At 48.6% G+C, this 24,337-nt stretch carries 23 protein-coding genes and 1 other annotated feature; all 23 genes read left to right on the top strand.

All coding sequences use genetic code 11. The features are described 5' to 3' along the window. The first annotated feature begins 44 nt into the window (after positions 1–44). The 23 genes from ACV3PA_RS08020 (at position 45) to ACV3PA_RS08130 (ending at position 24,284) form a co-directional block, all read left to right on the top strand. Positions 45–821, top strand: coding sequence for a cell division protein FtsQ/DivIB (locus ACV3PA_RS08020; RefSeq protein ID WP_053453849.1), 777 nt, complete (start codon positions 45–47; stop codon positions 819–821). 228 nt (positions 822–1,049) lie between these two features. After that, positions 1,050–2,354 carry a cell division protein FtsA gene (gene ftsA, locus ACV3PA_RS08025; protein WP_053453848.1) on the top strand — a complete coding sequence of 435 codons (1,305 nt, stop codon included), beginning with the start codon at positions 1,050–1,052 and terminating at the stop codon, positions 2,352–2,354. Between the two features lie 47 nt (positions 2,355–2,401). Further along, positions 2,402–3,556 carry a cell division protein FtsZ gene (gene ftsZ / locus ACV3PA_RS08030; RefSeq protein ID WP_029342137.1) on the top strand — a complete coding sequence of 385 codons (1,155 nt, stop codon included), beginning with the start codon at positions 2,402–2,404 and terminating at the stop codon, positions 3,554–3,556. 84 nt (positions 3,557–3,640) lie between these two features. After that, positions 3,641–4,417: a peptidoglycan editing factor PgeF gene (gene pgeF, locus ACV3PA_RS08035; RefSeq protein ID WP_053453847.1), complete on the top strand. Its 777-nt coding sequence runs from the start codon at positions 3,641–3,643 to the stop codon at positions 4,415–4,417. Next, positions 4,404–5,075 carry a YggS family pyridoxal phosphate-dependent enzyme gene (locus ACV3PA_RS08040; RefSeq protein ID WP_053453846.1) on the top strand — a complete coding sequence of 224 codons (672 nt, stop codon included), beginning with the start codon at positions 4,404–4,406 and terminating at the stop codon, positions 5,073–5,075. Before pgeF ends, ACV3PA_RS08040 begins: the two co-directional genes overlap by 14 nt. Positions 5,076–5,097: 22 nt before the next feature. Continuing rightward, a complete protein-coding gene (locus ACV3PA_RS08045) occupies positions 5,098–5,595 on the top strand; it encodes a cell division protein SepF (RefSeq protein WP_053453845.1) in 498 nt (165 codons plus the stop codon). A gap of 2 nt (positions 5,596–5,597) precedes the next feature. Continuing rightward, a complete protein-coding gene (locus tag ACV3PA_RS08050; protein WP_023468796.1) occupies positions 5,598–5,873 on the top strand; it encodes a YggT family protein in 276 nt (91 codons plus the stop codon). Then, positions 5,870–6,640, top strand: a complete 771-nt coding sequence (locus ACV3PA_RS08055) for a YlmH family RNA-binding protein (protein WP_456124424.1) — start codon at positions 5,870–5,872, stop codon at positions 6,638–6,640. The genes ACV3PA_RS08050 and ACV3PA_RS08055 overlap by 4 nt, the downstream gene beginning before the upstream one ends. A 25-nt stretch (positions 6,641–6,665) precedes the next feature. After that, a complete protein-coding gene (locus ACV3PA_RS08060) occupies positions 6,666–7,187 on the top strand; it encodes a DivIVA domain-containing protein (protein ID WP_023468794.1) in 522 nt (173 codons plus the stop codon). Further along, positions 7,188–7,428, top strand: a binding site (T-box leader). It abuts the gene before it with no gap. 57 nt (positions 7,429–7,485) lie between these two features. After that, on the top strand, positions 7,486–10,221 hold the full coding sequence (gene ileS, locus ACV3PA_RS08065) for an isoleucine--tRNA ligase (protein ID WP_053453843.1): 2,736 nt from the start codon (positions 7,486–7,488) through the stop codon (positions 10,219–10,221). Between the two features lie 72 nt (positions 10,222–10,293). Continuing rightward, positions 10,294–10,770, top strand: a complete 477-nt coding sequence (gene lspA / locus ACV3PA_RS08070) for a signal peptidase II (RefSeq protein ID WP_053453842.1) — start codon at positions 10,294–10,296, stop codon at positions 10,768–10,770. Then, positions 10,767–11,690, top strand: a complete 924-nt coding sequence (locus tag ACV3PA_RS08075) for an RluA family pseudouridine synthase (RefSeq protein WP_053453841.1) — start codon at positions 10,767–10,769, stop codon at positions 11,688–11,690. Before lspA ends, ACV3PA_RS08075 begins: the two co-directional genes overlap by 4 nt. Before the next feature lie 248 nt (positions 11,691–11,938). Further along, on the top strand, positions 11,939–12,469 hold the full coding sequence (pyrR, locus tag ACV3PA_RS08080) for a bifunctional pyr operon transcriptional regulator/uracil phosphoribosyltransferase PyrR (protein WP_053454554.1): 531 nt from the start codon (positions 11,939–11,941) through the stop codon (positions 12,467–12,469). A gap of 51 nt (positions 12,470–12,520) precedes the next feature. Further along, positions 12,521–13,834, top strand: coding sequence for a uracil-xanthine permease family protein (locus tag ACV3PA_RS08085; RefSeq protein WP_456124425.1), 1,314 nt, complete (start codon positions 12,521–12,523; stop codon positions 13,832–13,834). A 123-nt stretch (positions 13,835–13,957) separates the two neighbouring features. After that, positions 13,958–14,893: an aspartate carbamoyltransferase catalytic subunit gene (locus tag ACV3PA_RS08090; RefSeq protein ID WP_456124426.1), complete on the top strand. Its 936-nt coding sequence runs from the start codon at positions 13,958–13,960 to the stop codon at positions 14,891–14,893. Continuing rightward, positions 14,877–16,148, top strand: coding sequence for a dihydroorotase (locus tag ACV3PA_RS08095; RefSeq protein ID WP_456124427.1), 1,272 nt, complete (start codon positions 14,877–14,879; stop codon positions 16,146–16,148). Before ACV3PA_RS08090 ends, ACV3PA_RS08095 begins: the two co-directional genes overlap by 17 nt. Next, positions 16,141–17,229, top strand: coding sequence for a carbamoyl phosphate synthase small subunit (locus tag ACV3PA_RS08100; RefSeq protein WP_053453837.1), 1,089 nt, complete (start codon positions 16,141–16,143; stop codon positions 17,227–17,229). Before ACV3PA_RS08095 ends, ACV3PA_RS08100 begins: the two co-directional genes overlap by 8 nt. Continuing rightward, positions 17,222–20,431, top strand: a complete 3,210-nt coding sequence (gene carB, locus ACV3PA_RS08105; RefSeq protein ID WP_456124428.1) for a carbamoyl-phosphate synthase large subunit — start codon at positions 17,222–17,224, stop codon at positions 20,429–20,431. The genes ACV3PA_RS08100 and carB overlap by 8 nt, the downstream gene beginning before the upstream one ends. Beyond that, positions 20,428–21,159: an iron-sulfur cluster-binding protein gene (locus ACV3PA_RS08110; RefSeq protein ID WP_053453835.1), complete on the top strand. Its 732-nt coding sequence runs from the start codon at positions 20,428–20,430 to the stop codon at positions 21,157–21,159. The genes carB and ACV3PA_RS08110 overlap by 4 nt, the downstream gene beginning before the upstream one ends. After that, a complete protein-coding gene (locus ACV3PA_RS08115) occupies positions 21,156–22,088 on the top strand; it encodes a dihydroorotate dehydrogenase (protein ID WP_053453834.1) in 933 nt (310 codons plus the stop codon). The genes ACV3PA_RS08110 and ACV3PA_RS08115 overlap by 4 nt, the downstream gene beginning before the upstream one ends. Then, positions 22,063–22,764, top strand: a complete 702-nt coding sequence (pyrF, locus tag ACV3PA_RS08120; protein ID WP_053453833.1) for an orotidine-5'-phosphate decarboxylase — start codon at positions 22,063–22,065, stop codon at positions 22,762–22,764. The genes ACV3PA_RS08115 and pyrF overlap by 26 nt, the downstream gene beginning before the upstream one ends. Beyond that, positions 22,752–23,393: an orotate phosphoribosyltransferase gene (pyrE, locus tag ACV3PA_RS08125; RefSeq protein WP_442855423.1), complete on the top strand. Its 642-nt coding sequence runs from the start codon at positions 22,752–22,754 to the stop codon at positions 23,391–23,393. Before pyrF ends, pyrE begins: the two co-directional genes overlap by 13 nt. Positions 23,394–23,474: 81 nt before the next feature. After that, positions 23,475–24,284, top strand: coding sequence for a GNAT family N-acetyltransferase (locus ACV3PA_RS08130; protein ID WP_456124429.1), 810 nt, complete (start codon positions 23,475–23,477; stop codon positions 24,282–24,284). Positions 24,285–24,337 lie beyond the last annotated feature (53 nt).

The following is a 24,337-nucleotide window of genomic DNA, read 5'->3' on the forward strand; positions in this document are numbered from 1 at the left end:
CCGATAGGGAAATGAACTGTTACGTTATAGAGGGGGAATAAGACGTGAGGGAACGGAGGACAGGACGACCACAAGAGGACGAGAACGTCCGCAGTCTCGAGGATAAGATACCTTATATCCGTGAACAACGTCGCAAAAAAGCTAACCGAAGACTTATCTATGTCTTAATCTTGATTGGACTACTAGTCGGTGTTGTTTTTTATCTACAGTCGAGCTATTCTCGGGTCGCTCGATTTGATATCGATGGTAACCTTAATGTCAAAACATCAGATATCTTGAAGGCATCAGGAATTAAGGTGAACGAGACACATGCCTTTAATATATCGGAAGAAGACGTTCTTGAACGAATTGAAAAGGTTCCAGGCATTCAGGAAGCGACGATGCAAAAGCAATTTTTACATCAATATCGTGTCACGGTGACGGAAGAGAAAGAAATTGCTTATGCGAAGGATAAACCGGGGGATCGAATCGTACTTGCGGACGGGACAATCATTCCTGGAAAATCGAAGGAAGAATTGTTCGACGCACCAATCTTGACTGGGTTCACAGATCAGTCCTTAAATCGATTAACGAAGGAACTCGTTAAAATCGAACCGAAAGTACGCAGCCGGATCTCAGAAATCGTCGCAAATGATAAGACTGACAAAGGCGGTCTGAAATTATTCATGACGGATGGGAATACGGTATTACTTAGTACGTCTGCTTTTTCAAATTCCTTGAATGAATACGTTAAAGTCATTTCTGCCTTACCGAAAGGAAAGACAGGAACGATTACGATTGATGGTGGCATCTATTTCAAACCATATAAAGGGAAAAAATAGAAGATTCACACTAGGGTGATGAATAAAAAACAAACGTGTGTTTTCATTCGTCGACCTTTGTTCGAATCGTCATCAAATCGTAATCTATTAGGACGCTAAGACGGGCAATAACTTCTTTTCGTAAGTATTTATATAGTGTAGACTTAAACGAGAAGAAGCCTGTCCCATTCCTAGAATATAATTAGGAATAAAAAGGATTAGTATTATGAAAGTGGAGGTGTCACTCCCATGGAAACGAAAGGTACGATTGCCGCGCTCGACATTGGGACATCGGAGGTGAAACTCATCGTCGGTGAACTACTTGGTGGAACGCTGAACGTTCTTGCTGAAGGTTCTGCACCATCCGCGGGTGTTAAACGAGGTGTCATCGTTGACATCGATCAAACAGTACATGCCATTAAACAAGCGGTCACAGAAGTGGAACGTACACTTGGTGAACCAATTGGTGAAGTATATGTCGCTATTTCTGGCGAACACATTCAAGTGAAGGATTGCCAAGGCATGACGTCGATCAAAGGTGAGGATAATGAAATCACGGATGATGATGTGAAGGATGTGCTACATTCTGCAATGGTCATGCGAATTCCAAACGAACTAAGTGTCGTGGATGTCTTGCCGAAGACGTTTACAGTCGATCAGCAGACAGAAATCACTGATCCGAGAGGAATGATCGGTTATCGTCTCGAAGTAACAGGGAAGCTCATTATTGGTGCGAAGACGATCCTACATAGCATTAAACGTTCCATTGAACGGGCTGGTTTAGAGCTTGCTGGATATGTGCTGGAGAGTTTAGCGGTATCTAGAATCGCAGCATCGATTGATGAACTCGAACTTGGTGTTGGGATCATTGACATCGGACACGAGACGACGACACTTTCAATCTATGAAAAGAACGATCTTGTCTACTCGACGACGTTACCATATGGTGGCGATCATCTGACACGTGATTTGACGTATAAGATGAATTGTAAGTACCAAGATGCAAAACTGGCAAAAGAAGAGTACGGTGTGGCGCTTGAAGCACTCGGTGATCCGGAAGAGAAAGTTTCTTACGTCACGATCAACGGAGAACATCGTTTTGAACCACAGTCAGAAATCGGCTTTGTCCTTGAAGCACGACTCGAGGAAATTTTCGAGATGATTCAAAAACGAATGACTCAAGCTGGGTACTCTCACATGAATAGTGGTTTGATCTTATGTGGAGGAAGTTCTTCACTACCTGGCATCGACCAGTTAGGAAAACGAATCTTTAAGCAGAGCGTCAACGTCTATCAACCTGCCAGTCTCGGTATTCGTCATCCAAAATATGCGGTTGCAGCCGGTATGCTACGTTATGTCCTTTCAAGAAGCGCCGTATCGAAATCAGGTTTTGATCGGGCGGAAGAGAAGGAAGTCGTAGCGCACGGACATGAACAGGATGCACTGCTCATGAACGAACAGACGTCACCTACTCGAGAAGAACGGTCGACACGTGAACAGCCTCCAAAAGAGAAAAAGTCATTCAGCAGTTTCTTTGAGAAATTCTTTGGTTAATGCCTACAAAAAATCCAATGAGTAAAAAATATTAGGGGGCCCTTTTTATGTTGCATTTTGATGAAATGATGGACCAAGTAGCAAAAATCAAGGTCATCGGTGTAGGTGGTGGCGGTTCGAACGCCGTCAACCGAATGATTGAACACGGTGTCCAAGGCGTAGAATTCATCGCCGTAAACACGGATGCGCAGGCATTGAACATGTCACAAGCTGATGTGAAGCTTCAACTTGGTGCAAAATTAACACGCGGTCTTGGTGCTGGTGCCAATCCGGAAATCGGTAAAAAAGCGGCAGAAGAGAGTCGTGAACAATTAACAGAAATCCTTTCAGGTGCGGACATGGTCTTCGTCACAGCAGGAATGGGTGGCGGAACAGGAACGGGAGCTGCTCCTGTCATCGCTGAGATTTCAAAAGAAATCGGTGCATTGACAGTCGGTGTCGTAACAAAACCATTTATGTTTGAAGGACGCAAACGCATGCAACATGCCGTCTCAGGTGTCCAGAACTTCAAAGAAAAAGTTGATACGTTAATCGTCATCCCGAATGATAAATTGCTTGAAATCGTTGATCGTAACACACCAATGCTTGAAGCGTTCAAAGAAGCGGATAACGTCTTGCGTCAAGGTGTACAAGGTATTACCGACTTGATCGCTGTACCTGGTCTCATCAACCTCGACTTTGCTGATGTGAAGACGATCATGACTGAAAAAGGTTCTGCATTGATGGGTGTAGGTGTTGCAACAGGTGAACACCGTGCGACAGAAGCAGCGAAAAAGGCGATTTCGAGCCCATTGCTTGAGACATCGATCGAAGGAGCAAAAGGTGTTCTGATGAACATTACCGGTAGTGCGAACCTCAGCTTGTACGAGGTAACGGAAGCAGCACAAATCGTCCAGAGTGCAGCAGATGAGGAAGTCAACTTGATTTTCGGTTCTGTCATCAACGACAACCTAGAAGATGAGATCATCGTCACGGTTATCGCGACAGAATTCGAAAATGAACCACTCGATTTCGAAATTCCGTCAGCACAAGAGATGATGAAGAATCTCTTGAAGAAAAAACAAGCGACTCCACCACCAACTGAGGAGTCAAAACCACAAGTCGAAGAGACACCTGTCAGCTCGAATCCTGAACCGGCTAAAGCGCCAGATGTCGAAGAAACGATGGACATCCCATCTTTCCTTCGCCGGAATAATCGTTAATCGATGTTCCAGTGACACGACTGCTAAACCAAGAGGTGTCGCGAAAGCGGCGCCTCTTTTTTTAAAACTGAGGGAGGCATGAACATGTTTGGACAATGGATCAAATGGGATACACCAACTGGTACCGTACGTGCCGCCTTTACGACGAAATTTGCAGCACCACATGAGAATGGAAATCTAGGACTGCATGTCAACGATGATCGGGATGGCGTCATTCAGAACCGACAAGTCATCGCACGCCAGCTTGATTTATCACTTGAGAACTCGATTTGGGCACAGCAAATTCACGGTAATCATGTCGAACAAGTGACGACACTTGAGTCTGGGCGCGGTGCTTTGGATTACGAAACGGCGATTCCGGGTACAGATGGATTGGTGACGACCGATTCGAATGTCTTACTAATGATGTTGTTTGCTGACTGTGTTCCATTAATTTTCTGTGATCCGACGACAGGAATCATCGCGAATACGCACGCTGGGTGGCGTGGAACCGTTAGTAATATCGTCGAAGAAACAGTAAAACAAATGGAACGTGCGGGTGCTAGTCGATCTTCTATTCAGATGGTCATCGGTCCATCGATTCGTGATTGTTGTTACGAAGTCGATCAACCTGTCATCGATGCCATTGATGCGCTCGAACTAGACGAGTCTCCTTACATACGCAAGGAAGATGGAAAAGCGATGTTATCGCTACAAAAAACGAATGCTGCGCTAGCTGAACGATGTGGAGTGGGCGATGTCCTTGACTCAGGTCTATGTACACACTGTCAGGCGGAAGATTACTTCTCTTATCGCCACGGCGACCACGGTGGTCGGTTTGCAAGTTTGATCGTAAAGGAGTCATTGGATGTCAATTCTTGAAAATGTACAAGATGTTACACAACGAATGGAACAAGCAACTGAAAAGAGTTCTTTCAAAAAGCAGGTACAGCTGATTGGTGTGACGAAATCAGTCTCAAGTCAAGTTGCTTCTGAATTATTAGCAGCGGGCGTGACACATCTCGGAGAAAATCGACCGGATGGGTTGCTTGAAAAGCAGGCAGAACTTGGACGATCAGCTTGTACGTGGCATTTCATCGGCACACTACAGACACGTAAAGTTCGTCAAATCATCGATGCCATTGACGTGCTACATTCCCTCGATCGCCTTCATCTGGCGGAAGAGATCAATAAACGGACAGACCGGACGATTGATTGCTTTATTCAAGTCAATGTTTCTAGGGAAGAATCGAAGCAAGGGATCGCACCGGAGGATCTACCATCGTTTTTACATGAAATCGGTCAGTATCCAGCGATTCGTGTCATCGGATTGATGACGATGGCACCATTAACAGAAGATGAGGCACGTATACGTGAGGTATTCCGGTCGTTAAAAACATTGCAAGAAGAGGTCAAGGCGAAAAAATTGTCGTATGCTCCATGTACAGAGTTATCCATGGGGATGTCATCTGATTTTGAGATTGCCATCGAAGAAGGGGCGACGTTCGTCCGAATTGGAACAACGCTCGTTCACACCTAAACGAGAAGAAGGGAGAATGGATATGGGCTTTAAATCAAAAATGCAAAATCTATTTCTCGGCAACAGCGACGATTTAGATGAACTTGAATATGAAAATGATGCTACAATAAATAAAGGTAGAGGTACGTCGCAACAAGAGTACGAAGAGTATTACGAGGAATCTACCCCGAGTGTTACTCAAAAGGAGGACAGTGTGAGACAATCGAATATCGTGCCGCTTCACGGGACGAAAAAAGCGAAATCGCAAGTCATCTTGAGTGAACCACGTGTCTTTAACGAAGCCCAAGAAATTGGGGAACATCTTCGTCAGAATCGTGCGGTCATCGTCAATATGCAGCGTATGTCAAAAGATCAATCACGACAGATGATTAACTTCTTATCTGGTGTTGTGTTCGCTCTTGATGGAACGATCACGACGATCAGTCAGAATACCCTCCTCTGTGTCCCGAACAATGTCGAGTTAGCAGGAAGCATCTCGAATTTACTTGGAGAAGATGATATTAATCATAAGGGGTGGTAAGTATGGATTCACAAGTAATGTACGCGATTGGTCGTACATTAAGCACATTGCTGCAATATTATAGCTATGTCATGATTGTTTATATTTTACTATCGTGGTTCCCGAATGCCCGTGACTCGAAATTCGGACAAGTGCTCGCAATGTTAGTCGAGCCATTCCTAGCGCCCTTCCGTCGAATCATCCCGCCTATCGGGGGCATGCTAGATATCTCACCGATTGTAGCCTTCCTCGTCTTGAACTTGGCTCAATCTGGTATCCGAGCTATCTTTTTAGTATGAGTGTCTATGATCATTATCGCGGAAGCGAGCGGGAATTCGTCGATTCAGTCTTGAACTGGATTGATCATGTGGAAGCGACCTATACGTTCAAATTAACAGATTTTCTAGATCCTCGTGAACAACAAATCACACAAGAACTCGTCGGTTCGAAATGCGCCCTCTTTTTTGAGGGCGGTTTTGAAGGCTCTGAACGTAAACGGGCAATCCTCGCACCAGATTATTATGAATACAACGCGGATGACTTTGACATTTCCATTTATCGCATTCATTATCCTACTAAATTCGTTGAACTTTCTCATCGTCAAGTCACTGGTACATTATTGAACGTCGGATTGAAACGAGCCAAATTTGGTGACGTCATCATCCAGGAGCAAGTACAGTTTGCCGTCGCAGACGAAGTCGCGACATATATCGAAGCAAACGTTGAACGAGCTGGAAAGACGAAGATTCGTCTTTCGCGTGTAGAAGCAGAAGATCGTTTGAAAGTGAAGGAACAAGAGTGGGAAGAGACACTCGGATTCGTAAGTTCACTTCGATTCGATACAGTCGTGAGTGAAATTCTCGGCTTCTCGCGTCAAAAAGCACAGGCGCTCATTAAACAGGGTGAAAGTAAGGTCAATTATAAAGTAGTGGATGATTCGAGTTTCATGCTTCAAGAAGGCGACTTACTCTCACTACGTGGAACAGGACGCGTCAAGTTGATTGCAATTCTTGGATCGACGAAGCGGGACCGGATCAAACTACAATACGGTATTTTAAAAGGATAAGATAAATGCGAAGGAGGAATCCATCATGCCATTAACGCCACTCGATATTCATAATAAGGAGTTCACACGAAAGTTTCGCGGCTATGACGAAGATGAAGTTAACGAATTTTTGGATCAAGTCATCAAGGATTTCGAATTGTTGTTACGTGAGAATCGTCAACAACAGGAAGTCATTCAAAATATGCAAGCACGCGTCGATTACTTCAGTTCGATGGAAGAAACATTAAATAAATCGATCATCGTTGCACAAGAAGCAGCTGAGGAAGTGAAAGCGAATGCTTCAAAAGAAGCTAGCTTAATCCTAAAACAAGCAGAACGCGAAGCAGAGCAGTTGCAAGACGCAGCACAGCGTCGGGCGCAACGGACGGACTTCGAAGTCGAGCAGATGCGCAAGAAAATCGAGCTTTACCGCAATCGGTTCAAAGTGTTGATCGATGCGCAGATGGAATTATTAACGAGCCACGACTGGGATGCGTTTGATTTCTCTTCTCGTGGAGCGCTTGACGATGTTCCAGCAGTTGCGTATAATGACGACGATGTCGTATAAATAAAATCAATGATAAGGACACGTCGCATCTTTGACGGTTGACAGCGAATCGGGGAATGGTGGAAGCCCGAGCAACGAAAAAGATGGGGTATCCCCTTGGAGTGCATGACTGAACGTTCGCTGAACAGTAAGCCATGCCGGTTCACTCCCGTTATCGAGTACTTAAGCGGTTCTGTGTCTTCGAATGGAAGAGCAGGATTAGTAGGGTGGTACCGCGAGTTCAGCCAAGCTCGTCCCTATCTCAGGGATGAGCTTGGCTTTTTTTGTACTTTTAAAGCGAAAGGTGAGAGATGGTCAGATGGATTACAAAGAAACCTTATTGATGATGAAAACGGAATTTTTAATGCGAGGCAACTTACCAAAACGTGAACCAGATATGCAAGCACGTTGGGAAGAGATGAACCTCTACGCTGCTGTACAGGAAAAGAATGCTGGGAAACCAACATTCATCCTCCACGATGGTCCTCCGTATGCGAACGGTGATATCCATATGGGTCACGGATTAAATAAAGTCTTAAAAGACATCATCGTCCGTTATAAATCAATGAATGGCTTCCAGTCGCCTTACGTACCAGGTTGGGATACACACGGATTACCGATTGAAACAGCACTTCAAAAAGCCGGTGTTGATCGTAAATCGATGACAGTCGCAGAATTCCGTGAGTTGTGTGCGAAGTATGCACTGGAGCAAGTGGATCACCAACGTGACCAATTCAAACGTCTTGGCGTTCTTGGGGATTATGACAATCCATATATCACGCTTCAGCCGGAATTTGAAGCAGCTCAAATTCGGTTATTCGGAGATATGGCAAACAAAGGCTATATTTACAAAGGGAAAAAACCTGTCTATTGGTCACCTTCTTCTGAATCGGCATTAGCTGAAGCAGAAATCGAATATCAGGATAAACGTTCAGCTGCAATCTATGTCGCATTCCAAGTCATGGATGGGAAAAACATCCTTGAGCCGACGGATCATTTCGTTATCTGGACGACGACACCATGGACGATTCCAGCGAACCTTGGAATCTCTGTCAGTGCTGAATTAACATATGCACGGATCGAGTACCAAGGAAAAGGCTATATCGTGGCAGAAACGCTCGTTCCTGAAGTCATCGAAGCACTCGGATGGGAAGATGCAACTGTCGGACGCGTCTTCAATGGTGCGGACTTCGAGTACATGAAAGCGAAACATCCACTTTATGACCGTGAATCACTCGTCATGCTCGGCGATCATGTTACAGCCGAAGCGACAGGTGTCGTTCATACCGCTCCAGGTCACGGGGAAGATGACTTCCGCATCGGTCAAGCGTACGGTCTTGACGTCCTTTGCCCAGTCGATGATAAAGGGGTCATGACAGCGGAAGCGCCTGGATTCGAAGGCATGTTCTATGAAGATGCGAATAAAGAAATTGGTCTTGCGCTTGAAGAAGCAGGAGCACTTTTAAAACTGTCGTTCATCAAACACTCGTATCCACATGACTGGCGGACGAAAAAACCGGTCATCTTCCGTGCGACGCCACAATGGTTCGCTTCAATCAAAGACTTCCGTGCGGAAATCCTTGATGAAATCAAAGGTGTCCAGTGGGTACCAGAGTGGGGCGAAACACGACTTCACAACATGTTCAAAGACCGTGGCGACTGGGTCATCTCGCGTCAACGTGCATGGGGTGTACCACTTCCAATCTTCTACGCTGAAGATGGTACGGAAATCGTCACACCGGAAACGATTGATCATATCGCGAATCTGTTCGCAGCTCACGGATCAAACGTCTGGTATGAGCGTGACGCAGTCGACTTGCTTCCTGAAGGGTTCACACATCCAGCAAGCCCGAACGGTATCTTCAAAAAAGAAACGGACATCATGGATGTCTGGTTCGATTCTGGTTCATCACATGCGGGTGTCCTCGCGACACGTCCTGAATTGACACGTCCAGCGGATCTCTATCTAGAAGGATCTGACCAATACCGTGGTTGGTTCAACTCGTCGTTATCGACAGCCGTCGCAACGACAGGAAAAGCACCATACAAAGCAGTCGTCAGTCACGGATTCGTCCTCGATGGTCAAGGGCGCAAGATGTCGAAATCGATTGGAAATACAATCGCGCCGATTCAAGTCATGCAACAATTCGGAGCTGAGATTCTTCGCTTGTGGGTGGCATCTGTCGATTATCAAGCCGATGTTCGCGCATCGATGGATAACTTCAAACAAGTCTCAGAGTCATACCGGAAAATCCGGAATACGGTTCGTTTCCTCCTCGGAAACTTGGATCAATTTGATCCTGCAACGCACCGTGTCGCATTCGAAGACTTACCAGAGTCAGACCGTTTCATGCGGACGAAACTTGACCAACTGGTTGGTAAAGTAAAAGCTGCCTATGATGCGTACGACTTCATGTCGGTCTATCAATTGCTTCACAACTTCTGTGTCCTTGATTTGTCATCGTTCTATCTCGATTACACGAAAGATATCCTGTACATCGAAAAAGCGGACGCCACATCACGTCGTGCGGTTCAGACGGTCATGTATGATACAGTTGTCGCTTTGTTACAATTGATGGCACCTGTCTTGCCACACACGGCAGACGAAGCTTGGGAGTTCGTACCAGCTGTAGAGACGAAGAGTATCTTCTTGACGGACCTTCCGGAAACGGTCGAAGTCTCAGAAGAAGGACTTGCCCTCATCGAGAAATGGAATGCGTTCTTGACGTTCCGCAATGATGTCTTGAAAGCACTCGAGGAAGCACGTGTTGAGAAACTCGTCGGTAAGACACTTGAAGCGAAGCTTCTGCTTGCGCCGAAAGAAGAAACGAAAGCCTTGCTCGAAACGATTGATCATCTCGAACAGTTACTCCAAGTCTCACAACTCGAATTCGTTGAAACAGCGGATAAGATGTATGAGACGACAGGCATCACGGTTCAAAAAGCTGACGGTGAAAAATGTGAACGTTGTTGGACATATTCGACGGAACTCGGACAAGATCCGGCTCATCCGACGCTTTGCCCACGTTGTACTGAGGTCGTCAATTCTTTATAATGATACAAAGGGAGGGGCGGCTGCGACTTCGCAGGACGTCCCTCATTATTTTTGGATGCGGAGGACAATAGGATGTGGCTTTACTTAGGGATTGCTGCTTTACTCGTTGGAGTCGACCAGTTGACAAAATGGATCGTCGTTCAAAATATGACGATTGGTCAAGCGATCACGGTCATTCCGGATTTCTTTTATCTCAACTCGTATCGAAATCGAGGCGCGGCGTGGGGGATGCTTGAAGGCAAATTCGGGTTCTTCTTCATCGTCACGGTCGTCGTCGTCATTGGATTGATTTACTTCCTCTACAAGGAAGGCACGAAAAATAAGGTATTTGCTTGGAGCATCGCGTTACTACTCAGTGGTGCGATTGGGAACTTCATCGATCGAATGGCACGAGGAGAAGTCGTTGATTTCTTCCACTTCTTCCCGTTCGGCTATAATTTCCCAATCTTCAATGTCGCAGACGTCTGTTTGACGTTTGGTGTCATTACGATGCTGATCAGCGTCATGTTCGAAGAACGGTTGACTAAGAAAGGAACGATGGATAAATGAATGAAGTAGAAACATGGTCCGTACAAGCGGATGGAGCGACAGGGCGCATTGATAAATGGCTCGCAGAACAAAACGAATGGTCGCGTTCGCAAGTACAGGAATGGTTGAAAGCGGGACGCGTCGAAGTCGACGGTCGTGTCGTTAAACCGAACTATAAATTATCGGGAACGGAATCGATTGCCGTTCACATCCCGGAAGCGGTAGAACTCGAGATTTTACCAGAAGATATCCCGCTTGAAGTCGTCTATGAGGACTCGGATGTCATCGTCGTCAACAAACCAAAAGGAATGGTCGTCCACCCAGCGGCAGGCCATGTCTCAGGGACGCTCGTCAACGCCTTATTACATCATTGTCAGGATCTCTCAGGCATCAATGGTGTCAAACGCCCAGGAATCGTTCACCGGATCGATAAGGACACCTCTGGTCTGTTGATGGTTGCTAAGAACGACTTAGCGCATGAATCACTCGCGCATCAGCTGAAAGAGAAAACGACGGAACGCCTCTACATCGCGCTCGTACACGGTGAGATTCCACACGAACTCGGAACGATTGAAGCACCAATCGGACGCGACAAGAACGATCGTCAACGGATGACGGTGACGGATAAGAATTCGAAGTCTGCCGTAACTCATTTCCGTGTTCTCGACCGGTACGAAGGATTCACAGTCGTTGAATGTAAACTCGAAACAGGTCGGACACACCAGATTCGTGTGCACATGCGCTATATCGGTTTCCCGCTTGCCGGTGATCCGAAATACGGTCCACGTAAGACGATGAAAATGAATGGTCAAGCCTTGCACGCTGCGGTTCTTGGCTTCGAACATCCACGGACAGGCGAATGGATGCGTTTTGAAGCACCACTCCCAGAAGAGATGACATTCGAGATTGGTCAACTGAAAAAACTTGAATTAGAGTCTTGACGTTTTTCTAATAAAACGGTAGAGTATCACCTAGAGAGCGATGCGAGACATCCTCTACTGACACTTCGGTCGTCCGAGCGACGATCCTACCAAACTAGTATCACCTTTAATCGAGTCCGGAGAGGCTGCGAAAGGGAGAACCTACCACAAACGTGCGTAGGCATGCATACAATACGTATGCCATGATTCTGTCTTCGATGACCTTCTGCGGATTTCCGCAGAAGGTCTTTTGTATGAAAGGAGAAACTATGAAACCAGCCGTCATCTTAGATGAAGCCGCGATTGGACGTGCATTGACACGGATCGCTCATGAAATCATCGAACGTAACAAAGGCATTGCTGATTTAATGATCGTTGGAATCAAGACGCGTGGCGAGACACTCGCGCGCCGCCTTGCGAAGCGGATCGAACAGATCGAAGGCAAACCGGTTTTACTCGGTGTTGTCGACATCTCAATGTACCGGGATGACTTGTCAAAGCGCAGTTTAGAGCCGGAAATCAAAGGTTCTGATCTACCGGAAAACATCACCGGAAAAATCGTCGTCCTCGTTGACGACGTGCTTTACACAGGTCGAACGGTTCGCGCCGCGATGGACGCACTCGTCGACCACGGAAGACCGAGTATGATTCAACTCGCTGTCCTCGTCGACCGCGGACATCGGGAGTTACCGATCCGTCCGGACTTCATCGGCAAAAATGTTCCGACGTCACGCGATGAGCAAGTCGTCGTCGCGCTCGCTGAAGTCGATGAAGCCGATCAAGTATTCATTAAACGCTAAAATTCAAAACCTTTAAGGTGGTCCAGAGAGACCAGAAAGGGAGTCATCCATATGGCAAAACATGCCGCAGTACTTGATGTACAAGAAGTACCTACCCATCCTCTAAACTGGCTGATGCTCAGCCTACAACACGTCTTCGCGATGTTTGGTGCGACCGTGCTCGTCCCGCTTTTAACGGGACTCAACACATCGGTCGCGCTCGTCGCAAGCGGAGTCGGCACACTGATTTTCCTCGCCGTCACCCGCTTTAAAGTACCCACATACCTTGGTTCAAGTTTTGCCTACATCGCCCCGATCATCGCCGTCAGTGAACGGTGGGGTGTCGAGGATGCTTTACTCGGTGGGATGGTCGCTGGATTCGTCTACGGACTCGTCTCACTCCTCATCCGCTACACGGGAGCTGCTTGGTTGCTCCGCTTACTCCCACCGGTCGTCATCGGACCGGTCATCATGGTCATCGGGTTATCGCTTGCGCCGACCGCTGTCAACATGGCGATGAATGGAGCAGACGGTAAGTACAACGGACTGTATTTCCTCGTCGCGATGGTGACACTCGGTGTCACACTTCTCGCGATGACATATTTAAAAGGGATGTGGAGTACGATACCGATCCTGTTCGGGATCACGGTTGGTTATCTCGTCGCGGCATCTGTCGGAATCATTGATTTCACACCACTGCAACAAGCCACGTTCTTCCACGTGCCGGACTTCACGATTCCGTTCCTGAATTACACACCATCGTGGAATACAGCCGCCTTGCTTCTGATCGTTCCCGTGACGCTCGTCACACTGACGGAACACATCGGCGAACAAAAAGTGACATCACGCATCATCGGGCGCGAGACGCTCCTTGATCCAGGGATGCACCGGACCGTACTGGGCGACGGGATTGCGAAGACAGTCGCGTCGATGCTTGGCGGACCACCGGTGACGACGTATGGTGAGAACAACGGAGTCATGTCGATCACACGCGTCTACAGTGTTTATGTCCTCGGTGGTGCAGCAGTGCTTGCGATCAGCTTCGGATTCCTTGGATACGTCGAAGGATTCATCAAGACGATTCCGACACCGGTCATGGGCGGGATTAGTATCCTCTTATTCGGAGTCATCGCTTCGAACGGTCTCCGGACGCTGACGGAAAGTAAGATTGACCTTGCCGATAAACGGAACTTGACGATCACAGCCGTCATTCTCGTCACAGGCATCGGAGGCGCGGCGCTCAAAATCGGCAACTTCTCTCTCGAAGGGATGGCACTGGCGACGATTCTTGGAATCATCCTGAATCTAGTCCTTCCGAAAACGACAGAGCAGGTCGAAGAAACAACGGAAACCTCTACAACTCAATCCGTAGCTAACAACTTTTAAGACGTTCCGAGAGAACGATAAAGTGAAGGCCATGAAAAGATGCAGGGAATCACTCTGCCTTCTTTCGGCGCACCTTCACTTAGAAGGTGCGCCTTTTTCATGACCTGAAAAGGAGTGAATGATATGAAGACGATTCTAAAAAACCGGCATTTCGTCAATTTAGAAAGCTTATCCACGACAGAGATCAATTCGTTGATTGAACGCAGTCTCGCTTTTAAACGGGGCGAGCCAGCACCAGATTTTTCCGATAAGACACTCGTCAATCTGTTCTTTGAAAACTCGACCCGGACACGCTCTTCCTTTGAAATGGCAGAGCATCGCTTGAATATGCATCTACTGCCGTTTGAAACAGCGACGTCATCCGTGCAAAAAGGGGAGACGTTACGCGATACGTGCAAGACGCTTGAGGCAATCGGCGCCGATGGGTTGGTCATTCGTCACGGGGCGACCGGTTATTACGAAGAACTACTAGCAACGCTCGATATTCCGATCATCAATGCGGGAGACGGGAGCGGTCAACATCCGTCCCAGTCCTTACTCGATCTGATGACGATCGTCGAGACGTACGGAACGGTCGAAGGAAAAGTCGTCGTCATCTGTGGGGACTTACAACATAGTCGCGTCGCCCGGTCGAATGCGGATATCTTAAAGCGACTCGGTGCCATCGTCTATGGATCAGGACCAGTTGAGTGGTACGATCCGGCGATGGGGATACCGTGTCTTTCGATGGATGAAGCAGTCGAACAGTGCGACATCTTGATGTTGCTTCGAGTCCAGCACGAACGGCATGACGGGACGACTCGATTTGATCCAGCAGTCTATCACGCGACGTATGGATTGACGCATGAGCGGATGAACCGCCTGAAGCATTCCGCGATCGTGCTTCATCCGGCACCGGTCAATCGGGGAGTCGAGATTGCTGACGAACTGGTCGAACACCCGCGATCGCGAATCTTTGAACAGATGAAAAACGGTGTCTTTGCCCGCATGGCGATTCTCGAATGGTGCTTTTCAACGAAATCAATCAAAGGAGACGATAAAGATGACAACACGAATTGAGAATGCAAGATGGTACGAGGCGGGACAAGTTCGGACGGGGGATATTCGAATCGAAGCCGGGAAAATTACGGATTTAGCAGCAACACCGCAAGCTGGGGAAATGGTCATCGATGCGTCCGGATTATTCGTCTCACCAGGATTCGTCGATATCCATGTCCATCTCCGGGAACCAGGCGGCGAACATAAGGAAACGATAGCAACCGGCACGGCAGCGGCTGCAGCAGGAGGATTCACGACGATTTGCCCGATGCCGAATACGCGTCCCGTACCGGACGATCGGCAAACACTTGATGCCTTGTTCCAAAAGATTGAAGAGACGGCATCTGTCCGGGTTTTGCCTTACGCGGCGATTTCAAAAAATCAACTCGGACAAGAACTCGTCGCGTTCGATCAATTAACGGATGCTGTGGCATTCACGGATGACGGTGTCGGGGTCCAGACGGCAGCTGTCATGCGAACGGCGATGCAACAAGCAGCCCACCTTGGAAAAACAATCGTTGCGCATTGCGAAGATGATTCGTTGAAAGCGGGATGTGTCCATGAAGGAAGTTACAGTCGACGGGAAGGTTTGCAAGGCATTCCATCACTTGCAGAAAGCATCCATATCGCCCGGGATGTCCTGATTGCCGAAGAGACCGGTTGTCATTATCACGTCTGTCATGTCTCGACGAAAGAATCCGTTCGTGTCATTCGTGACGCCAAACGAGCAGGCATCCGTGTGACGGCAGAAGTCACACCGCACCATCTCGTATTGATCGATGAGGACATTAAAGACCAGGATCCGAACTTTAAAATGAACCCTCCCCTGCGAAGTGAAGCGGATCGTCAAGCATTGCTCGAAGGACTAGCAGACGGAACGATTGATTGTATCGCGACCGATCACGCGCCCCATGCGGCAGAAGAAAAGGCACTCGGTATCGAACGCGCACCGTTTGGCATCACAGGATTCGAGACAGCATTCCCGCTCCTTTATACGAAGCTCGTCGCTGAAGGCAAGATGACACTTGAGACACTGATCCGGAATTTGACGGACAAGGCAGCAGCGATTTTTGAACTACCTTACGGCAAACTTGAAGTGGGGGCGGAAGCAGACTTAGTCCTGCTTGATCTAGAGACGGAGCGAACGGTTTCACCGGAACGATTCCGTTCAAAAGGTAAGAACACACCGTTCGCAGGAGAACGGTTAAAAGGATTCCCAGTCATGACGCTCGTCAAGGGAGAAATCGTATTCAAGGAGGACACAGCACATGCGTAAACGGACACTGGTGTTAGAGGATGGTATGACGTTTGAAGGAACGGCGTTTGGATCGGACACGACAACAACAGGAGAGGTCGTCTTCCAAACCGGAATGACTGGTTATCAAGAGATGCTATCGGATCCATCTTACTGTGATCAGATGATCGTGCTGACGAATCCGTTGATCGGCAATTACGGAATCAATCGAGAAGACTATGAAACGACGCGTCCACTCGCTAAAGCATTGATTGTTCGCGAACATTGTCAAACACCGTCGAACTTCCGCAGTGAGATGTCGCTCGATGAAGCTCTTCGAGATCTTGATATTCCAGGATTAAGTGGAGTCGATACGCGTCAATTAACACGACATATTCGCTCTAAAGGCGTCATGCGCGGTCGACTCGTTGACGGAGAGTTCAACCTAGAAGAGGAATTAAACCACCTGCAAGATGCACCAATCGAGACAGATCAAGTCAAACGTGCTTCAACGGAACGAGCGTATATCATCCCAGGAGCTGGACCACGAATCGTCCTCGTTGACTTCGGAGCGAAGCTCGGAATCGTCCGCGAACTTGTCAAACGGGGCTGTGAAGTCGTCGTTGTGCCATACGACGTGAGCGCAACGGAAGTCTTACGCTATCGTCCAGACGGTGTGATGCTGTCGAACGGACCAGGGAATCCAAAGGATGTCCCGACAGCGATTCCGCTGATTCAAGAATTGACAGGGAAAGTCGTCATCTTCGGAATTTGTCTTGGGCACCAGTTGATCGCACTAGCACATGGCGCGGATACGTTCAAACTGCCATTCGGTCACCGGGGTGCGAATCATCCCGTGCAAGATATCCGGACAGGTCGTGTCGACATCACGTCGCAAAACCATGGATATGCCGTCGACGAACACTCATTGCGCGATACCGTGCTTGAAGTGACGCATCTCGCAATCAACGATGGAACGGTCGAAGGCATCCGTCATACGTCAGCATCCGTCTTCTCAGTTCAGTATCATCCGGAAGCATCACCCGGTCCAATGGATGCGAACGGTCTATTCCAACAGTTTTTAGAAGAAATCACGAAACAACAGGAGGTCTCTCATGCCTAAACGTCAAGATATCCAGAAGATTCTCGTTATCGGGTCCGGTCCAATCGTCATCGGACAAGCAGCTGAATTCGACTACGCAGGAACACAAGCGTGTCAAGCCTTGAAGGAAGAAGGATATGAAGTCATCCTCGTCAACTCGAATCCGGCAACAATCATGACGGATCCAACAGTTGCGGATCGTGTCTACATCGAGCCTCTTCAAGCAGAGTTCGTCTCGCGAATCATCCGGAAGGAACGACCAGATGCCTTACTTGCGACACTTGGCGGTCAGACGGGTTTGAACTTGGCTGTTGAACTAGATCGTCTTGGTATCCTTGCTGAATACAATGTCGAGTTGCTCGGAACGAAATTATCAGCCATCGAAGAGGCAGAAGATCGTGATTTGTTCCGTCAACTGATGTTTAGACGCGGACATGGCGTACCGGATAGTGAAATCGTGCATACGCTCGAAGAAGCACAACAATTCCGACAACAGATCGGTCTACCAATCATCATCCGTCCGGCATATACACTCGGAGGAACGGGTGGTGGAATCGCCAATACACCAGAAGAGTTCACGCGAATCGTCGAAGGGGGACTCAAGGCAAGTCCAGCAACACAAGTACTACTTGAAAAATCGATTGCCGGGATGAAAGAGGTCGAATTCGAAGTCATGCGTGATGCAACGAACCAAGCCATCATCGTCTGTGCGATGGAAAACTTTGACCCGGTCGGTGTTCATACCGGAGACTCAATCGTCTTCGCTCCGACGCAAACACTATCGGACCGTGATTATCAATTGCTACGTAACGTCTCGCTCGATATCATTCGCGCACTTGGAATCGAAGGTGGATGTAACATCCAGTTCGCGCTAGATCCAACGAGTTTCGACTACTATGTCATCGAAGTCAATCCACGTGTTTCCCGCTCGTCAGCACTTGCTTCAAAAGCGACCGGTTATCCGATCGCAAAGCTTGCTGCGAAGATTGCCGTCGGGTATGCCTTATCTGAATTAAAGAACCCGATCACCGAGACGAGCTTTGCTTCGTTTGAACCGGCACTCGATTATGTCGTCGCTAAAATTCCGCGCTGGCCATTCGATAAATTCGAAACGGCAGACCGGACGCTCGGAACTCAGATGAAGGCGACCGGTGAGGTCATGGCAATGGGACGGACGATGGAAGAGGCATTACTGAAAGCCGTTCGTTCGCTTGAAATCGGTACAGCGGATTTGTACATGCCACGCTTCATCGAAATGGCAGATGATGCGTTGCAACAAGCGATTCGCCAGGCGACGGACGATCGACTGTTCGCCTTGTACGCGGGCTTCGTCCGCGGCTACAGCGTCGAACAGATTCATGACTGGACGGCGATTGATCGCCTGTTCCTTGAAAAATTGCACCATATTTGGCAGCTCGAGCAATTAGTCGCAGCTGGTTTGACGCCTGAACTACTCCTGCATGTGAAGCGGTATGGATTCAGTGACCCAATGCTTGCTCGGATTACAGGACAAACGGAAACAGAGATTCGCCGGATGCGTGAAGCGCAAACGATTCATCCAGTCTACAAAATGGTCGATACGTGTGCGGCAGAGTTCGCCTCTGATACGCCGTACTACTATGGAACATACGAACGCGAAAATGAGGCAATCGCGACGAACCGTTCTTCGATCCTCGTCTTAGGATCGGGTCCGATCCGGATTGGTCAAGGAGTCGAGTTCGACTATGCGACAGTCCATTCGATTCAAGCGATTCGTCAAGCTGGCTATGAAGCGATCATCGTCAACAACAATCCGGAAACCGTGTCGACCGACTTCTCGATTTCCGATCGGCTCTACTTTGAACCATTGACGACGGAGGATGTCCTCGAAGTCATCCGAAACGAACGTCCACTCGGTGTCATCGTCCAGTTCGGTGGACAGACGGCGATCAACTTAGCCGAATCATTAGCGGCAGAAGGTGTGAAAATTCTTGGAACGTCGCTTGAAGATCTAGACCGGGCAGAGGATCGAAAACAGTTCGAATCGGCATTAACAGCACTCGACATTCCACAACCACCAGGAAAAACAGCGGTGACGGTTGAAGAAGCAGTCACAGCAGCGGCGTCACTCGGGTACCCGGTACTCGTTCGCCCATCATATGTCCTTGGTGGACGAGCAATGGAAATCGTCTATGCGCAAGAAGAACTCGAACATTACATGAAACATGCAGTCATTGCCTCACCGGAGCGACCAGTCCTCGTCGATCGGTATCTGACAGGAATCGAGCTTGAAGTCGATGCGATCTGCGATGGAACGGACGTCGTCATCCCCGGCATTATGGAGCATATCGAACGGGCCGGGGTTCACTCGGGTGACTCGATCGGAGTCTATCCACCACAACGCGTATCACAAGTCATCAAGGACCGGATCGTCGATTATACGACGCGGATCGCCAAAGCCTTCGGTATCAAGGGATTGCTCAACATCCAGTTCGTCTACGCGGACGGCGCTCTCTATGTCCTTGAAGTCAACCCGCGTGCCAGCCGAACGGTGCCGTTTATCTCGAAAGTTACAGGTCTTCCGGTCGCGCGTCTCGCAACAGACATCATTCTCGGTGAAACGCTCGCTTCTTACGGGTTAACAAGTGGTGTCTTACCAGAAGAACCACTCGTCTCAGTCAAAGTACCGGTCTTCTCGTTTGCGAAGCTTAAAGAAGTCGATCCAACGCTCGGACCAGAAATGAAATCGACTGGAGAAGTCATCGGAACGGACCGTACGCTCGAAAAAGCACTCTACAAAGGATTACTTGCTTCCGGGATGGCAATTCCAGAACACGGTCGTGTCCTCTTGACGGTCGCAGACCCGGACAAAGCAGAAATGACGGATCTTGCACGACGCTTTGCATCACTTGGATTCACGTTGCTTGCAACGGAAGGGACGGCAGCGTACTTGACGGAGCAAGGGTTACCGGTTCAGACGGTCGGTAAAATCGACTCGTCTTCCGAATCGATGCTCGACGTGATTGAAAAAGGTGAGATCGAGTATGTCATCAATACGATGAGTCGCGACTCACAAGTCACAAAAGACGGCTTCATCATTCGACGGGCAGCAGCGGAGAATCAAGTCGTTTGTCTAACATCACTCGATACGGCGGAAGCGATTCTACGCGTCATCGAGAGTCGCTCGTTCGAAGCGAGTGCGATTCAAGCCTTCACACACGAAAAGAAAGTGGTGATCCAATGAAGCAACTCTTGACGGTCGTCTCTCGACGAACGGTAGCTCAAGGCGCGACGGAACTCGTTTGTCGCCTCGAGCAACCGCAAGACATTGCGCCGGGGCGATTCATGCATCTACGCGTCGGTCCACTCTTACGCCGACCGATCTCGATTGCTCGGGTCGATCATGACCTGATTACGTTTCTCTTTAAAGAAATCGGACAAGGGACAGCAGAACTAGCTTCCTTGCGTCCCGACGACAAAATCGATGCCCTCGGACCACTCGGAAACGGTTTTCCGATCAACGCCATCAACCGAGATCAACGGGTCGTTCTCGTTGGTGGAGGGATTGGGGTGCCGCCGCTGTATGAGACGATGCGTCAACTCGTCGTGCGTGGTGTGACATGTGAAGCGATTCTAGGATTTGATACGGCAACGAGCGTCTTTTACGAAGCGGAATTCCAAGCGCTCGGTAAGACGACGGTCACGACGGTCGATGGGACGCATGGAACGAAAGGGTTCGTTACGGTTGCCTTACGTCCGGAAAGCTATGATGTGTTGCTCGCTTGCGGGCCAGAGCCGATGTTGCGGTCGCTCCAGCAACAACCGATTGAGCATAAGTATCTCTCCATCGAAAATCGAATGGGATGCGGCATCGGTGCTTGTTTTGCCTGTGTCTGTAAAACACCAACAGGCGGGTACGTCAAGACTTGTTCCGATGGTCCAGTCTTTCGGGCAGAGGAGGTCGTATTATGACGGAACGATTACGTGTCGAGTTGCCGGGACTTTCCTTGAAAAACCCGATCATGCCGGCATCTGGATGTTTTGGATTCGGTGAGGAATACGCGAAGTTATATGATTTATCAGAGCTTGGGGCAATCATGATCAAAGCAGCGACGGGCGAAGAACGTTACGGAAATCCGACGCCGCGTGTCGCGGAGAGTGGAATGGGGATGTTGAATGCAATCGGTCTCCAAAATCCGGGTGTTGATGGCATCTTAACGAAAAAACTACCGTTCCTCGAGACGTTTGATACAGCAATCATCGCGAATGTCGCCGGTTCGACACCGGAAGAGTATGAGCTTGTTGCAGAAAAAATGAGTCGTCATTCTGGCATTCATGCACTGGAATTAAATATCTCCTGTCCGAACGTCAAATCAGGTGGAATCCAGTTCGGAACGGATCCGTTGCTTGCCGCTGAATTAACGCGTCGCGTCAAACAGGTCTCGAGCAAACCGGTTTACGTTAAGCTTTCACCGAATGTCACTTCAATCGTCGAGATGGCGCGTGCCGTCGAAGCAGCAGGTGCGGACGGACTGACGATGATCAACACACTCGTTGGGATGCGAATCGATGTCCGAACGGGACAGCCAATCCTTGCCAACCGGATTGGTGGATTATCTGGTCCATCGATCAAACCAGTCGCGATTCGGATGATTCATGATGTCGCTCAAGCCGTCTCGATTCCAATCATCGGGATGGGGGGCGTGATGGAAGTCGATGACGTCTTAGAAATGATTTACGCCGGGGCTTCCGCTGTCGCCGTCGGTACTGCAAACTTCGTCAATCCATACATCTGTCAAGAATTGATCCAGCAGTTACCGGGTCGCATGGATGAACTTGGCATCGATCATATTCTAGACATCAGGGGGAAAGCATATGAATCAACTTTACATCGCGCTTGATTTTCCGACCGAAGCAGAAGTGTTTTCGTTCCTCGAACGGTTCGAAGAGACACGACCAGCCGTAAAAGTTGGGATGGAATTGTTTTATGCAGCGGGAAGACCGTTCGTCCGCAAACTCGTCGAACGTGGGCACGCGGTATTCCTCGATGTCAAAGTCCATGACATTCCAGAGACGGCGCGCCGGACGATGCGCATCATCGGACAATTAGGCGTCGAATTAACGAACGTCCATGTTGCCGGTGGGAAAGAGATGATGATTGCTGCGCGAGAAGGACTTCGTGAAACGAACGCCGCGACACAGCTGATCGGCGTGACACAGTTGACATCGACGGATGAAGCGATGTTACGCGACTTAAAGATTGAAGGAGCGATGCCAGTAGTCGTTCGTGAGTATGCGCAACTGGCAGATGCAGCAGGACTAGATGGTATTGTCTGTTCGGCGCTCGATCTTCCTGAACTAATCAAAGGTTGCCGAACGGACTTCCGTTTTGTCACACCAGGTATTCGTCCTTCTAGCAGTGAAGCAGATGATCAAAAGCGAGTCGCGACCGTTCTTGATGCGCGTCGAAATGGAGCGACGGATTTAGTAATTGGTCGCCCGATTACACGTGCCAAACAGCCCGAACAGATCTATCAAACGTTACTCGAAGAATGGAAGGGGCAATTATCATGGTAAATCCAATTGCAAATGCATTACTCCGTATCAAAGCTGTCACGTTATCTCCAAACAATCCGTATACGTGGGCAAGTGGGCTCCGTTCGCCGATCTATTGCGATAATCGGTTGACCCTTTCGTACCCAGAAGTCCGCTCCTTGATTGCCGATGCCCTAGCTGAGAAAGTGAAGGGTTTAGGAATCGAAGTCGTTGCCGGAACAGCGACAGCAGGTATTCCTCACGCGGCATTCGTCGCGGAACGATTAGGGTTACCGATGGTATACGTGCGTAGTGGCAGTAAGAAACATGGGAAAGGTAACCAAATCGAAGGTGTCATTCAACCAGGCCAACGCGTCGTCGTCATTGAAGACTTATTATCAACGGGGATGTCTGCAATTGAGGCAGCAGAAGCACTCCAAGCAAAGGGAGCGAACGTCATTCGGATCCAAGCGATCTTCTCTTACGGGATGGAACCCTTGAAGAACAATCTCCGAGACGCGAAGGTTGACGCGGATGCATTACTGACGTTCGAAGCGTTACTCGAAACGGCACAACAACAAGGTGATATTACAGTAGAAGAACAGGAACAATTGGCAGATTGGTCGAAGGACCCAGTTGCTTGGAGCGAACGTTTTACCGCAAACGTGTAAAAACCGATAGATTCCGTCGGACGACCTACGATTTCTAGTATATGATTTGGTACACTATAGAAATAAAGGAGGTCGTCGACTATGGTGACACATTATCGTGATTATGAACAATTCAAAATGGTCGTCCTTCCGTTTCTACTTGAACGTCCAGATACGCATCAGTTGATTCTAGGTATATTGGAACGGGGGGATGAGCCGCTCCTGATGGCAACGGCACAAGAAGGCGATCGACGACTCGTCATTTTGCAAACGATACCGGAGCAAGCGATCGTTGCAGGTGATGTGTTTTCAAAAGAGGGTATCCGAAAGCTAGCGCGTATTTTGGATAGTCCAGGGTTCGTTGGAGAACAGTCGATCTTAGAACCGCTGTTATTACCGCATTCGATCTATGATGTGCATATGGAGCAGGGAGTGTATGCCTTGACGAAGGTAGTGATGCCGCGCATACCTGAAGGTGTCATTTTTAAAGCGATCCCGAAACAAGAATCACGGCATGCAATCCAGTTTGCGACGGGTTTTTTGAATGAAGTCGAATCGCGTCCGTCCGATCGACAACTCACGCAACTCCATCAGTCGATGACGCGACACATCGAACAAGGAAGTTTGTTCGGATTGTTCAGTGGATCAATGCTCGTTGCAATGGCAGCAGCTACGCGTCCGACACAAACCGGTATTACGATCTCTTACGTCTATACTCCAAAGGAGCTACGCGGAAATGGATATGCTTCTTATCTCGTAGCTAAACTCTCTGAACACTTGCTGCAATCTTACCCAGTCGTGACGCTATATACCGATTGGGCAAATCAAACAGCGAATAAAATTTATCAGCACGTTGGCTTCGAGTTAGTCGGACGATCCTTACATATTAAGAAACAAGAGAGGTATCGTTAACCAGAGTGCACGTCTAAGCAATCATAAAGTAAAACAACAGCCGACCGTCCTAT

The sequence above is a fragment of the Exiguobacterium sp. EA-TM-5 genome, from assembly GCF_053878415.1.